Here is a 12,104-nt window from a genome sequence, read left to right as displayed (position 1 = left end):
ATACGACGAGTTCGGCGGTCGCGAGGCCTTGCATCTCATGGAGTTGACGGAGCCCCACGCGGGCCCCGGACAGGTTCGAGTCCGGGTGCGGGCCACCGCGGTCAACCCCTCCGACGCTGCCGCGCGGTCGGGATGGATGATCTTCGTAGCGAGAGAGGACCAATGATGCCAGCGGACAGATTTCGGCAGCGCGTAGCGACGGCATGGACTGCGGATGATTGAATTCACCCTTACCCGGAGTTCGACGGCGCCGATCGAGAACGTGTTCGACGCTATGACCGACCATCGCGGGATCGCGAACTACGTGTGGGCATGTCGGCGCAGCACGCTCGACCGCGAGGGAGTCCCCGCACCGAACGGCGTCGGCGCGATCAGACGTCTGGTGGTCGTGGGGCCGCCGTTCGTCGAAGAGATCATCGAGTACGAGCGACCCACCCGCTATGCCTACCGAATGCTTTCCGGCGCACCGACCCGAAATCACGTCGGCACGATCCAGCTGAGAGAGGGGAATACAGGGACCGAGGTCAGCTGGCACCTGCGGTCAACGCTCAAGATTCCCGGTGTTGACCGGCTGATGCTGCCGGTGTTCAAGAAGGTCATCGACGAATTCCTCAAAGGCGGCATCGTCGCCGCCGAACGCCGCGCCTGAGCAGTTGTGGTGGTTGAACGGAAAGGGTTTGCCTGCACGCCCGGACTGGGCACTCCACCGGCGGCCCTGAGGTGGCCCGCTACGTGGTAGGTCCGGCCCTGGTTGCCGCCTGCGGCGCCAACCGTGGTGGCGAGTTTCGCGGGGTAGCCCCGGTCCTCGGGGCGCGCTCCCAGCTGCAAGTGCCAACGGGCCCAGGCATCAAACGTCTGTGGCACGAATCCCGAGTCCCTGGCCCCGCGAAAGGTGAACAGGTAGTTAGTCATTGACTCCCCTTTCCGGTCGGCGCGTGCGTTTACGTCCATTGCCCCGGCTGGTAATCGCCGGCGGGCTGGCGGGTGAGGGTATTGATTCGGTTGTAGGCGTTGATCAACGCGATCAGCGACACCAACGCCGCGAGTTGGTCGTCGTCGTGGTACTTGCGCGCGTTGTCCCATACCTCATCGCTCACACCGCGGGCGGCGTCGGCCAGTCGAGTGCCGGTTCGGCGAGCTCCAGCGCCGCGCGCTCGGCGTCGGTAAAGATCTTGGCCTCTCGCCAGGCGGCAACAAGGTTGAGGCGCAATGGCGTTTCGACCGCGTGTGCCGCGTCTTTGGTATGCATCTCGGTGCACAGGCTGCAGCCATTGATCTGGCTTGCGCGGATCTTCACCAAGTCCTGTGTCGCGCGCGGCAGCGTCGAGTCGGATATGACCTTGCCGGCCGAGTTGATGGGCTTGGCGAACTTGGAGCCGATGGTGCTGTCGTAGAAACTCAGACGTGCGTCCACGGACGTCTCCTCTGTCGTTGTTCGGGTGATCGCTCTACCGGGTCGACACATGTGCGCCGCGGAATGTGACCGCACCCGGTCGTCGGAGCCGAAGGCGACGAGTGGACCCGCATTTGAACCGTTCTTCGGGCAGGCTTCTTCGACTCCTCACTTAGACACGCCTATGGGCGTGCCGCACACTTGTGCAATGGAGTTATGTGATCTCAGCGCCATCGCCCTGACCGCGGCGCCCGTTTCCCCGCCGTCCGCCTCCCGGTCGTCCCAGGCGCCGACGTATGAGTGGGTGGCATGAGCGCGCCCGCCGGCGGCCCTCAGCCGCGCGTACTGAACGGACTGTCGGACATCCGCGCGTTCTTCCATACGAACAAGACGCCGCTGTACTTCATCTCGCCTACCCCGTTCAACCTGCTCGGCGTCGACCGCTGGATACGAAACTTCTTCTACCTGACCTACTTCGACTCGTTCGAGGGCACGCATTCGCGCGTGTTCGTGCCCCGGCGACGCGACCGCCGTGATTTCGACTCCATGGACGAGGTGTGCAGCCACCTGCTGTCCGACCCCGAGACGCTCGAGTTCATCGCCGGTAAGGGTCCCGGCGGCAAGTGCTGCTTTGTGATGATGAACGAAGAAATCCAGGCCCTGGCCCGTTCGGCAGGTCTCGAGGTCATGCATCCGCCGATCGAGCTGCGCAATCGCCTGGGTTCCAAGATCGTGATGACGCGCCTGGCCGACGAGGCGGGCGTGCCCAGCGTGCCCAACACGATCGGACGGGCCGGCTCCTACGACGAATTGCTGGCGCTCGCACAAGACGCCGGCCTGGGAGATGACCTCGTCATCTCGATCGCCTACGGCAACGCCGGCAGCGGGACGTTCTTTGTGCACGGTCAACGCGACTGGGACCAGCACGCCGGTGACCTGCTAGGGCAGGACCTCAAGGTGATGAAGCGGATCCGCAACGTCGAGGTTTGCCTCGAGGGCGCCGTGACCCGCCACGGCACCGTCGTCGGCCCGGCGATGACGAGTCTCGTCGGTTATTCGGAGCTGACGCCGAGCCGGGGCAGCTGGTGTGGCAATGACATCTGGCACGAGGTGCTGCCGCCCGCCCAGACGCACGCCGCGCGAGAAATGGTGACAAAGCTGGGCGACGTCATGCGCCGCGAGGGCTACCTCGGCTACTTCGAGGTGGACCTGCTGCACGACCTCGACTCCGACGAGCTCTACCTCGGCGAGGTGAATCCGCGGCTGTCCGGCGCCAGCCCGATGACGAACCTGACCACCGAGGCCTACGCCGACATGCCGCTGTTCCTCTTTCACCTGCTCGAGTACATGGACGTGGAGTACGAGCTCGACATCGACGAGATCAATGAGCGCTGGGAGCGCGGCTACGGCGAGGACGAGGTCTGGGGCCAGGTGATACTCACTGAGACGTCGCCGAATATCGAGATCTTCACCGCGACGCCACGCACCGGGGTATGGCGCATCGACGACGACGGTCGGGTCTCCTTTTCGCGGACCGCCAACGACTGGGCCACGCTGCTCGACGGGTCCGAGGCCTTTTACATGCGGGTCGCCGCGCCCGGCGACTTACGCTCCGAGGGCGCCCAACTCGGCGTGCTCGTCACCCGTTCACACCTGCAGACCGACGACTATCAGCTCAGCGAGCGCTGCCAGCGCTGGATCAAGGGCATGAAGGCGAAATTCACCTCAACCCCCCTGACGCCGGCCGCGCCGATCGTCTCGCGACTCGTCGCGCGCGCGTGAGCGTCCCGGCCGGCATCTCCCTGGCCAACTGGCTGTCTTCGCCCTACGCGCGCTGGTCATTCCAGCACGTCGACGACATGGTGCCGACCGCGGTGATCTCGCGCGGAGGCGGGCCGCGCGCGGCGTTGCCCGCGGCCAGTGCTCCGATCGCCGGGATCCCGGTGACCAATACCAACGGGACGGCGACCACGGTCGGCGCGGTGATGGCCGCGACGGCCACCGACGGGTGGGCCGTCGCCCACCGCGGGTCGTTGGTCGCCGAGGAGTACCTCCACGGCATGGGACCCAACACCCGGCACCTGCTGTTCTCCGTGAGCAAGTCGCTGGTGGGCACCGTCGCCGGCGCGCTGCACGAATCGGGTGCGATCGAGCTGGACGCGCCGGTCACGAAATACGTTCCCGCCCTGGCGAACTGCGGCTACGCCGGCGCGACGGTGCGCCACCTGCTGGACATGAGGTCGGGCATCGCCTTCACGGAAAACTACGATGACCCGGCCGCACAGATACACCTCCTCGACCAGGCGATGGGCTGGGCTCCCCGGAGCCGTCCGGACGCACCTGCCACGCTGCGCGAGTTCTTGCTGACATTGCGGCAGGAGTCGCCACACGGCGGCCCCTTCGCATATCGCTCGTGTGAAACCGACGTGCTCGGCTGGATCTGCGAAGTCGCCGGCGCCCAGCGGATGCCCGAGCTGATGTCGGAATTGCTGTGGAGCCGCATCGGCGCCCAGAGCGACGCCACCATCGGCGTCGACAGCGAAGGCACGGGGATGTTCAACGGCGGCATCAGCGCCTGCCTCACCGACATGATCCGGTTCGGGTCGCTGTTCTTGCGCGACGGCGCATCGCTGACCGGCCGGCAGGTGGTACCGACGGCTTGGATCGCCGACACCCTCGACGGCGGTCCCGATTCGCGTCAGGCCTTCGCCGCAAGCCCCGACGACACCGAATTGCCCGGCGGGATGTACCGCAACCAGATGTGGTTTCCCTACCCCGGCAGCAACGTTGTGTTGTGCCTGGGCATGTGCGGCCAGATGATCTACCTCAACCGTGCCGCGGAGATGGTCGCCGCCAAGGTGTCCACCCAGCCGCACTCTCAGGAGCCGCACATGCTGGACACGCTGCGCGCATTCGAGGCGGTGGCACACGAATTGGCCGGAATCGCCAGTTAGTGGGAGTCGGGCCGCCTTGTGACGCTGCGGTAGCGTGACGGCCGTGAAGTCTCCCCGGGTGTTCTCCTCCGCCGCTTTCGTCGCCTGCGTCGCGGGCGGCATTCTGCCGCTCGCCGTATCCGGCACGGCGACCGCGGCAGGCTCCTGCCCCACCGCGGCACCACAGAACGGGGCGACGCCCGACTGGACGCTCGCCGGAACCACGGGCAGCGTCGCGGTCACCGGGTCCACGGATACGACGGCTCCACGCGTGAACGTCACGGCACCCTTCAGCGTGACCCAGACCCAGGTGCACACCCTGCGCCCCGGCGACGGACCGGTGGTTCCCGCGACCGCAAAGGTTTCCGTCTGCTACATGGGAGTCAACGGACGGGACGGCTCCGTGTTCGACAGCAGCTACGACAGGGGCGCCCCGGTGGACTTCCCCCTCACCGGAGTCGTGCCCGGGTTCCAAAAGGCCATCACGGGACAGAAGGTCGGGTCCACGGTCGCCGTCGCGATGACGTCCGCGGATGGCTACCCCGACGGTCAGCCCAGCGCCGGCATCCGGCCGGGCGACTCGCTCGTCTTCGCGATCAAGATCCTGAGCGCGTCGGGCTGACGCCCGTTCCGGTCGTCCGATGACTTTGGTGCCTGGCGCAGGTCTACACCGATGTCATCTCGGCCGTGCAATGGAGGCTCACATGTTCCAAGGCGCCAACCGCGACACTCTCTGGTCGGCGGTCCATGCCGAGCGCGCCGCGCTCGCAGAGGATCTCGCCGGCCTCGACGCCGCGCAGTGGACGCAGGAATCATTGTGCGCGCGGTGGGTTGTCGAGGAGGTGGTCGCCCACCTGACGGCGGCCGCGAGCACCGGTCCCCTGCGCTGGCTCACCAGTGCCCTGGGCGCGCGGTTCGACTTCGACTTGCATAACGACCGGCGCCTGGCCGAACACCGAGGCGATAACCCTGCCGAGACGCTCGAGCGATTCCGGCGGGTCATCACCAGCACCACCGCGCCACTGGGACCGACCACCGCCTGGCTGGGTGAGGTGATAGTGCACGCCCAAGACATCCGGCGGCCACTCGGGGTCCTCCGCACACCTCCGGTGGACGTCGTCACACCGGTAGCGGAATTCTTTGCTCGTCGGGACTTCACGGTTGCCGGCCGCAGTGCGATCGATGGTCTGCGCTTGGAGGCGACGGACAGTTCCTTCGCGACCGGCACCGGGCCGCTCGTCAGCGGTACCACTCTGGCGCTCACGATGGCGATGGCCGGGCGCGGCGCCTACTGCGACGATCTCGCGGGCCCCGGCGTCCCCACGCTGCGCGCCCGATGCTGCGCCCACTGAGCGGCGGTGCTGGCGCCGTCACAATCTTTGTCGGATGAACGCGGCGCGCTCCGGCTTGCCTCGCTGCATCCCTTGCGCTTCATGTCGCTGCCGCGCCCACCAGGCTCGCAACGCTTGGGCGTCAATCGGCGTGGTCGGGTCGTCAAAAGGCGATGGTGCGGTGTACATGGCGCCTTCGTTCTGCGGATTATAGACGAGTACGTTCACTATTGGCTATGAGCTTACTATGCATGGCGAAGGTACGCCAGCGTCTACTAAGCGATCTTGTGAAGGCCACCGCCGGGTTAGCTCGCCGGCGGTACCAGCGGCGGACGGCACACGTTGGCGCCCGGATCCCACCACCAGCCGTTGTCGCATGCCAGCGGTTGCGGCCCGACACCCAGCGGCCGGCATACATTGGCCGTCGGGTCCCACCACTGCCCCGGGTCGCATGCCAGGGGTTGCGGCCCGACACCGAGCGGTCGGCAGACCTTGCCCGTCGGGTCCCACCACTCGCCGTCCGCGCAGTCGGCCCTGCTCACCGCCGGCGTCGCAACGGTCACGGCGGCCATCGACGCCAGCGCGGCCAAGACAGCGGGAACGAGACGGCGGACGAACGTCCTCATTGCAAGCCTCCCCCCTCGTGGCATATGGATCATCGAACCGAGCCCGGCCGGACAGGTCAAGAGGCCCGGCGCGGCTACCGTCGGATCTGTGACGACTGAAACGGACCCCGCGGCCGACGAAGCCGAGATTCGACGGCGAATCGACGAGCTGGCGAGCGCGCTTCGGGCCCACGACCTTGACATGGTGATGTCGATCTACACGCCGGGCCCTGACCAGGCATTGGCAGTGCATGGCAGTCTCCGGGCTGGCCGTGGCAGCGGCCGCTGAGCTTCGATTCGGGTAGGGGTCGGTACGAAGCTCAAGGAGGGACAACCGTCATGGCACAGCTCGCGCTACGGCAGGCCACCATCGAATACCAGGAATTCGGGCCGAAGGATTCGCCGCACGCGCCGGTGCTGTTCGTCCACGGCATCCTGGTCGACGGACGACTGTGGCGCGACGTCGCCGAACGCCTGGCGCGGCGCGGGTTCCGCTGCATCGTGCCGACCCTGCCGCTGGGCTCACACACCACCCCGGTCGACGACGCCGCCGTGCTGTCCCTGCCCGGGGTCGCCGAGCTGATCAACGACGCGATCGTCGCCCTCGACCTTTCCGATGTGACGCTGGTCGGTAGCGACACCGGGGGCGGGCTGTGCCAACTGGTGGTCGACGCCCACCCGGACCGGATCGGCCGCCTGCTGCTCACCAATTGCGACGCCTTCGACAAGTGCCCGCCCTTCCCCTTCGACGTCGTGTTCGGGCTGGCTCGCGGGCCCGCCTCGATCAAGGCGCTGATCCGACCACTGCGGTGGCGGACGCTGCGGCACTCGGTGCTGGGCTACGGCCTGCTCATCAAGCGGCCCGATCCGGAGCTCACCGCCGCCTGGCTGCAGCCCTGCCTCCACGACTCCCGCATCTGCCGCGACCTGGCGGCGTTGCTGCGACAGGTCGCCACTTTCGACCTCACCGACGTGGCCACCCGCCTTCCCCGTTTCACCAAGCCGGTCACGCTGGTGTGGGGCCAAGCGGACCGCTGCTTCACCCCCGGTCTGGGCCGGCGCCTGGCCAAGTTGTTCAGCAACGGGAAACTGATCGAGGTGCCCGACGCGAAAACCTTTGTCTCCCTTGATCACCCCGAGGCGGTGATCGACGCGATCGCGGCATTTAACGCCGTGAGGGCGTAGCACGCTCAACGGCTCACCCGGAACCGCTTGAGCCGCGACGTCGTTCCCGATACCAATTCGACGCTGCTTCTCGGCAAGCGCAGGTGTTCAGCCAGCACGCGGGTGACCGCGTCGTTGGCCTTGCCGTCGACCGCTCGCTCCCTGACGTAGATCGTCAGCTCGCCGTCGGGACCGACCTCGACGAGGGGTCCCTTGCGGCTGCCGGGCTTGACCCTGACGACGACGGAGTCAGTCATGGCGCGTAAGGCTACCGCCGGCTGGACGGTCGCACCGGTGAATTTCGCGCGCGCCGGGAGTCAGACCTGCTACGAAGAAATCGATCGCAAAGGTGGATCCCGTGAACGTGGAAAAAGCAGCGCTGCCCCCCATTACCGACCACGCGACCTGGCGCGCCGCGCTCGACGAACTACGCAAGCGTGAGAAGGCCGCCACCCGCGAGCTGGACGCGATCGCCGCGCAGCGCCGGCGCCTGCCGATGGTCGAGCTGCCCGACTACACGCTGATCGGCCCCGACGGGCCGGTAGCTCTGGCGGAGGTGTTCGCCGGCCGTTCGCAGCTCATCGTCTACCACCACATGTGGTCGGACGGCGCGGGGTGGCAGTGCGGTGGCTGCACGGGCTTCACGTCGCAATTCACCCGGTTGGAGTTCCTTGACAATTACGACGCCCGGTTCGTCATCGTCACCAACGGACCGATCGAGGAAGCCCTCGCCTACAAGCGCAAGGTCGGCAACCGGATGGAGTGGTACTCGTCCTCGGAGAGCACGTTCGGCGCGGATATGGACGCGCCGCCCGGTGGGGGCTTCGGGGTCAATGTGTTCCTGCGCGACGGCGACACCGTGTACCGCACGTGGCACACGAACGGGCGAGGCACCGAGCAGCTCAGCCACTCGTTCGGGCTGATCGACATCCTGCCGTGGGGCCGGCAGGAGGAATGGCTCGATTCCCCCGAAGGCTGGCCGTCACGCCCGACATACTCGGGGTGGCTCGACTCCCCCGCCATCGCCCGCGCCTACGGACCCCGGGACCAGACATGACCGCCACCGTCGAACGTTACGTCGCCACCCGCGCCATCGCCGCGACGCCGGCGGACATCTTCGCCGTCCTCGCCGACCCGGCCCGCCACTGCAACACCGAACCCACCGACTGGGTCCGCGGCGCCGTGGACATCGCACCGATCACGGGTGCCGGGCAAATGTTCGCGATGAACATGTTCCTCACCCAGGCCGGTGGTGACTACGTTGTGTACAACCTGGTGAACGTGTACGAGCAGGACCGCGCGATCGGCTGGATGCCGGGCCAGCTCGATGACGCGGGCAACCACCGTCCCGGCGGCTGGTTCTGGCGCTACGACCTGGCCGCGGGCCGCGACCACACCAACGTGACTCTCACCTACGACTGGAGCGCCACGCCACAAGATATTCGCGAGCGGGTGGGCGCGATCCCTCCTTTCGGTCCGGATTACCTGGCCGAATCGCTGGCAAGCCTGGAGCGGTCGGTCACGCGCTGAATCCACTAGACAGTGAATGCGGCCCGTCAATTATTGGCTCCACCGTAAATACATCCGCGGCATCAGACTTGCATTCCAATTTGTCCATCCGAAGCATCCTTTGGGTCGAATAAATGCGTTCGTCTGAATCGTCGTGCGATCCGGATTAGTTTGGTAAATCTCGACGGCCCGGACGAGTTCGGAAGGCAAGCAATGCGGTGGTTGGCGGCGTGGTGGCGGCAACCCGACCACTTCGACTGGCTGACCGGTTACCTGCAAGCCCACGGGCTGAGCGCCAACACCCGCCGGGTCTTGGCAGGGGTCTCCGCGTCGCTGGCGCTGTGGCCGATCAACGTGCTGTGGGGGCAAACACCGTTCTACCCGCGTCTTGCCCTGACCGTCTCCGTGGTGGCCGGCGTGGCCGGGCTGGGCATGGCGGTGTTGTGGTTGTCCCGGTGGCCCACCCGGCGGCAATCGATTGCTTTCGCCATGATCGGCAGCGCGAGCGTGGCCGCCGGCTGCCTCTGGCAGACCCAGCCGATCGTCGCCCTGATGGCATGTTCGGCTTTAGCCGTTTCGGGTGGCTATGTCGCGTTCTTTCACACCGCGCGATATGTGGCTCTGAACTTGTCCCTTGCCGGCGCGGTCGCGGCGGTCGAAGTGGTGCGCCTGGTCGCCGCCGGCGAGGCGACACTGGCCCTCACCGGTTATTTTCTGGTGCTCGAACTCAACGTGATCGTGCCATTCGCCATCCACATTGTTGTCCGGGCGCTGGGCGTGGATTTATTGCGCGCCAATCGCGACCCACTGACCGGCCTGTTGAATCGGCGGGCCTGCGACCGCGCCATCATCGGGCGGATGCTTGCCGGCGGCGAGCACATGTTTTTGGCGGTGGCCATGATCGACCTCGACCGCTTCAAGGCGGTCAACGACAGCCAGGGGCACGCGGCCGGCGACAAGGCGCTCGCCGCGGTGGCCCGGGCGATGACGACGGTCTGCGGGGACACGTCGGTTATCGGCCGCGTCGGCGGGGAGGAGTTCCTCGTCGCAGATGTCGTGTCGACCCAACCGCCGCACGGGTGGGGTAACGCATTGTGCAAGGCAGTCGCGGCGCTCCCCGCTCCGGTGACGGCCAGCGTGGGAACCGCCACCCTGCCGTTGCGCAGCGTGGGTTGCGACGACGCCGAACGGGCGTATCGCGAGCTGGTTGCCGAAGCCGACGCCGCGATGTACGAAGCCAAGAGATGCGGCGGAAACCAGGCGCGGCATCACCGGTCTCGTACGACGGCATCAACGTCCTGAAGGTCAGTCAGCTGCTGCCGCGATCGGCGCGCCGTGTCGCTCGCCACGTTGACGATCTCCTTGAGCGTCGCGATCAGCCGGTCGGGCCTGTCCCGCACCGCTCCCGCCGCGGCCCGCGCGATCATGGGAATGGTGAACAGCCGCGAAGGGCGAAATTCGTGGTTGAGCACGAGCAACAGCTTCATTGCCGCTGAGGGATCGGCGGCGACTTCCCGCATGAGGCGTGTGTTGAACGGCGTCGTCGGGCCGGGAGCACCGAAATCCTTTGCAAACCAGTACATTTCGTAAGCATCTTCGTCGCGCCACTGCCACCACCGCCGCATGGCGTCGTCGGGACCGGCTTTGCCCAGCCCGTCCTCGATGGAATCGGCCAAGCGCTCGGCCTGGCGGAGCGCATCGCTGATGCCTTGCCCCGGTGCCGGATCCTTGAAGTGTCCCGCGTCGCCGACGAGGACCCATCCGGGACCGGCGGCCTCTCGGAAATACCCGTGCCAGTTCGACACGACCCGGATCGGGCCGACGCGTCGCCCGTCGCCGATGACGTCGGCGAGTTCGGGCCAGCTCCGCAGGCCGGCAACGAAGTTGACGTCGCGATTGGCGTGGAACTCGGCCTGTTTGGCCATGTCGATGGCGATCGCGGCCATGTAGAGCTCACCGTCGGTGGGACCGGCGAGAAAGCCCACATCTCCGCGGCGGCCCAGTCGCGCGTGCCCCTCCCGGTCGCGCACATGCTCGAAATACGCCCAGGCGAACATCTTCCCCGGCGACGCGACATGGTATTCGCGGGCCCCGACGGCCGCGGCGACTGTCGAGTGGCGCCCGTCGGCGCCGACCACCAGCCGCCCCTCGATGGGACCGGCGGCCGTGTCGACTCCGGTAACGCGTCCGTCCTCGGTGTGAAGGCCTGTGACGCGCACGCCCGTGCGAACATCCGCACCCGCCGAGGCCGCGGCGTCGACCAGCAACGCGTCGAGCGTCACCCGCCGAACGCACAGGGACGGGTGGGTAAAACGTCCGGGATCGACGGTCGCGTGGATCCGAACCGCGTCATCGATCACCATCGTCATGCGATCCAGCGGCACCGCGCCGGCGGCCGACACCCCCTCGAGCACTCCGAGCCGATCGAGCAACTCGACGCCGGACGGCTGGATGATGTGCGTCGACGGGGTCTCCGACGGAAACCGGGCTCGGTCGACGAGGCAAACGCTCATGCCCCGCCGCGCCAGCGTCGCCGCCAGCGGCGACCCGGCGCACCTCGCACCTACAACGACGACATCGAATCGCTTCATACCGCTCCCGCAATCGTTCAGCAGTCCTGCCCGCGACCCTACCCGAATAATAAGAAAATAGTAAGAGGGATCTTAGATATCGTTCAGGTTGTGCCTGGCTACCCGCCCGCACGCGCGGCGGGACGCGCGGCCCGCGTCCAGCGAAACCCGTTTGATCGCAGGAGGATTCACCTCAACGCCGGTCTGACGGCGATGGGCAGGATGCGGGGCGGCAGGGCGCTCCGGGTCCCACGCCGCTTCTTAGAGAGTCCGCTTGATTTGCCATGATCAACCGCGACATCGCCGCGGCCCTGTTCATCAGCCCTAAGACGGTAGAGGTCAACCTGAGCCGCATCTACCGAAAACTCAACATCCGGTCGCGCGCCGAGCTGTACCAAGCGCTGCAAGCCCGGAAATCGGAAAACGATATGAGTAGGTGAACCCCTGATGAATGCAGTCGCCCACGGCAATAGCCTGGCAAGGGTGGCGATCGTCGACGGGGGAACAGAATCGTTCCTTGTCGAGCGGTACGGCCCGGTACAACGCGCAGTTCCTTACCGGGGGGCGCCGGCGGCTCGTTGTTCGGCGAAGACGGGCTG

At 66.8% G+C, this 12,104-nt stretch carries 13 protein-coding genes and 2 pseudogenes; 11 read left to right on the top strand and 4 right to left on the bottom strand.

The window, feature by feature from the left end:
* Positions 1–214 precede the first annotated feature (214 nt).
* Entirely contained in the window at positions 215–649 is a 435-nt protein-coding gene (locus A5696_RS01900) for an SRPBCC family protein (RefSeq protein WP_067872519.1), read from the top strand.
* Positions 650–941: 292 nt separating this feature from the next.
* Here the strand turns inward: A5696_RS01900 and A5696_RS01895 are convergent.
* Positions 942–1,414, bottom strand: a pseudogene (locus A5696_RS01895) (carboxymuconolactone decarboxylase family protein).
* 288 nt (positions 1,415–1,702) lie between these two features.
* Here A5696_RS01895 and A5696_RS01890 point away from each other — a divergent pair.
* From A5696_RS01890 to A5696_RS01875, 4 genes are all read left to right on the top strand, one after another.
* Positions 1,703–3,175, top strand: coding sequence for a biotin carboxylase (locus A5696_RS01890; protein WP_067872516.1), 1,473 nt, complete (start codon positions 1,703–1,705; stop codon positions 3,173–3,175).
* Positions 3,172–4,347: a serine hydrolase domain-containing protein gene (locus A5696_RS01885; RefSeq protein ID WP_067872513.1), complete on the top strand. Its 1,176-nt coding sequence runs from the start codon at positions 3,172–3,174 to the stop codon at positions 4,345–4,347. The genes A5696_RS01890 and A5696_RS01885 overlap by 4 nt, the downstream gene beginning before the upstream one ends.
* A 43-nt stretch (positions 4,348–4,390) precedes the next feature.
* Positions 4,391–4,948: an FKBP-type peptidyl-prolyl cis-trans isomerase gene (locus A5696_RS01880; RefSeq protein ID WP_067872882.1), complete on the top strand. Its 558-nt coding sequence runs from the start codon at positions 4,391–4,393 to the stop codon at positions 4,946–4,948.
* A gap of 82 nt (positions 4,949–5,030) precedes the next feature.
* Positions 5,031–5,678 (top strand): maleylpyruvate isomerase family mycothiol-dependent enzyme, encoded by a 648-nt coding sequence (locus A5696_RS01875; RefSeq protein ID WP_067872877.1) that lies wholly within the window; start codon positions 5,031–5,033, stop codon positions 5,676–5,678.
* Between the two features lie 284 nt (positions 5,679–5,962).
* On the opposite strand, the gene A5696_RS01870 is transcribed toward A5696_RS01875, so the two are convergent.
* On the bottom strand, positions 5,963–6,283 hold the full coding sequence (locus tag A5696_RS01870) for a hypothetical protein (RefSeq protein WP_067872510.1): 321 nt from the start codon (positions 6,281–6,283) through the stop codon (positions 5,963–5,965).
* A gap of 88 nt (positions 6,284–6,371) precedes the next feature.
* On the opposite strand from A5696_RS01870, the gene A5696_RS01865 reads away from it, so the two are divergent.
* Positions 6,372–6,551: a hypothetical protein gene (locus A5696_RS01865; protein ID WP_067872507.1), complete on the top strand. Its 180-nt coding sequence runs from the start codon at positions 6,372–6,374 to the stop codon at positions 6,549–6,551.
* 50 nt (positions 6,552–6,601) lie between these two features.
* Entirely contained in the window at positions 6,602–7,447 is an 846-nt protein-coding gene (locus tag A5696_RS01860) for an alpha/beta fold hydrolase (protein WP_067872504.1), read from the top strand.
* A gap of 5 nt (positions 7,448–7,452) precedes the next feature.
* Here the strand turns inward: A5696_RS01860 and A5696_RS01855 are convergent, their stop codons facing one another.
* Positions 7,453–7,683, bottom strand: a complete 231-nt coding sequence (locus A5696_RS01855; protein ID WP_067872501.1) for a DUF167 domain-containing protein — start codon at positions 7,681–7,683, stop codon at positions 7,453–7,455.
* A gap of 101 nt (positions 7,684–7,784) precedes the next feature.
* Here A5696_RS01855 and A5696_RS01850 point away from each other — a divergent pair, with 101 nt between their 5' ends.
* The 3 genes from A5696_RS01850 (at position 7,785) to A5696_RS01840 (ending at position 10,237) form a co-directional block, all read left to right on the top strand.
* Positions 7,785–8,483, top strand: a complete 699-nt coding sequence (locus tag A5696_RS01850; RefSeq protein ID WP_156738216.1) for a DUF899 family protein — start codon at positions 7,785–7,787, stop codon at positions 8,481–8,483.
* The gene (locus A5696_RS01845; protein ID WP_067872498.1) at positions 8,480–8,956 is read left to right on the top strand and encodes an ATPase; all 477 of its coding nucleotides are present in this window, start codon (positions 8,480–8,482) and stop codon (positions 8,954–8,956) included. Before A5696_RS01850 ends, A5696_RS01845 begins: the two co-directional genes overlap by 4 nt.
* 192 nt (positions 8,957–9,148) lie before the next feature.
* The gene (locus tag A5696_RS01840) at positions 9,149–10,237 is read left to right on the top strand and encodes a diguanylate cyclase (RefSeq protein ID WP_067872495.1); all 1,089 of its coding nucleotides are present in this window, start codon (positions 9,149–9,151) and stop codon (positions 10,235–10,237) included.
* On the opposite strand, the gene A5696_RS01835 is transcribed toward A5696_RS01840, so the two are convergent.
* Positions 10,204–11,526 carry an NAD(P)/FAD-dependent oxidoreductase gene (locus A5696_RS01835; protein ID WP_067872491.1) on the bottom strand — a complete coding sequence of 441 codons (1,323 nt, stop codon included), beginning with the start codon at positions 11,524–11,526 and terminating at the stop codon, positions 10,204–10,206. The two genes, A5696_RS01840 and A5696_RS01835, sit on opposite strands and share 34 nt — an antisense overlap.
* Before the next feature lie 263 nt (positions 11,527–11,789).
* Here A5696_RS01835 and A5696_RS26835 point away from each other — a divergent pair.
* Positions 11,790–11,945 (top strand): annotated as a pseudogene (locus A5696_RS26835) (helix-turn-helix transcriptional regulator); the annotation flags it as partial.
* Positions 11,946–12,104: the final 159 nt, after the last annotated feature.

Source organism: Mycobacterium sp. E2699 (genome assembly GCF_001666745.1).
Taxonomy (GTDB): Bacteria; Actinomycetota; Actinomycetes; order Mycobacteriales; family Mycobacteriaceae; genus Mycobacterium.
This window is presented reverse-complemented; position numbering and strand designations above follow the sequence as displayed.

What these genes read in the sequence shown, in the direction of transcription:
- A5696_RS01900 (WP_067872519.1), top strand. Translation starts at nt 215, where the DNA reads ATGATTGAATTCACCCTTACCCGGAGTTCGACGGCGCCGATCGAGAAC.
- A5696_RS01890 (WP_067872516.1), top strand. Translation starts at nt 1,703, where the DNA reads ATGAGCGCGCCCGCCGGCGGCCCTCAGCCGCGCGTACTGAACGGACTG.
- A5696_RS01875 (WP_067872877.1), top strand. Translation starts at nt 5,031, where the DNA reads ATGTTCCAAGGCGCCAACCGCGACACTCTCTGGTCGGCGGTCCATGCC.
- A5696_RS01870 (WP_067872510.1), bottom strand. Translation starts at nt 6,283, where the DNA reads ATGAGGACGTTCGTCCGCCGTCTCGTTCCCGCTGTCTTGGCCGCGCTG.
- A5696_RS01860 (WP_067872504.1), top strand. Translation starts at nt 6,602, where the DNA reads ATGGCACAGCTCGCGCTACGGCAGGCCACCATCGAATACCAGGAATTC.
- A5696_RS01855 (WP_067872501.1), bottom strand. Translation starts at nt 7,683, where the DNA reads ATGACTGACTCCGTCGTCGTCAGGGTCAAGCCCGGCAGCCGCAAGGGA.
- A5696_RS01845 (WP_067872498.1), top strand. Translation starts at nt 8,480, where the DNA reads ATGACCGCCACCGTCGAACGTTACGTCGCCACCCGCGCCATCGCCGCG.
- A5696_RS01840 (WP_067872495.1), top strand. Translation starts at nt 9,149, where the DNA reads ATGCGGTGGTTGGCGGCGTGGTGGCGGCAACCCGACCACTTCGACTGG.
- A5696_RS01835 (WP_067872491.1), bottom strand. Translation starts at nt 11,526, where the DNA reads ATGAAGCGATTCGATGTCGTCGTTGTAGGTGCGAGGTGCGCCGGGTCG.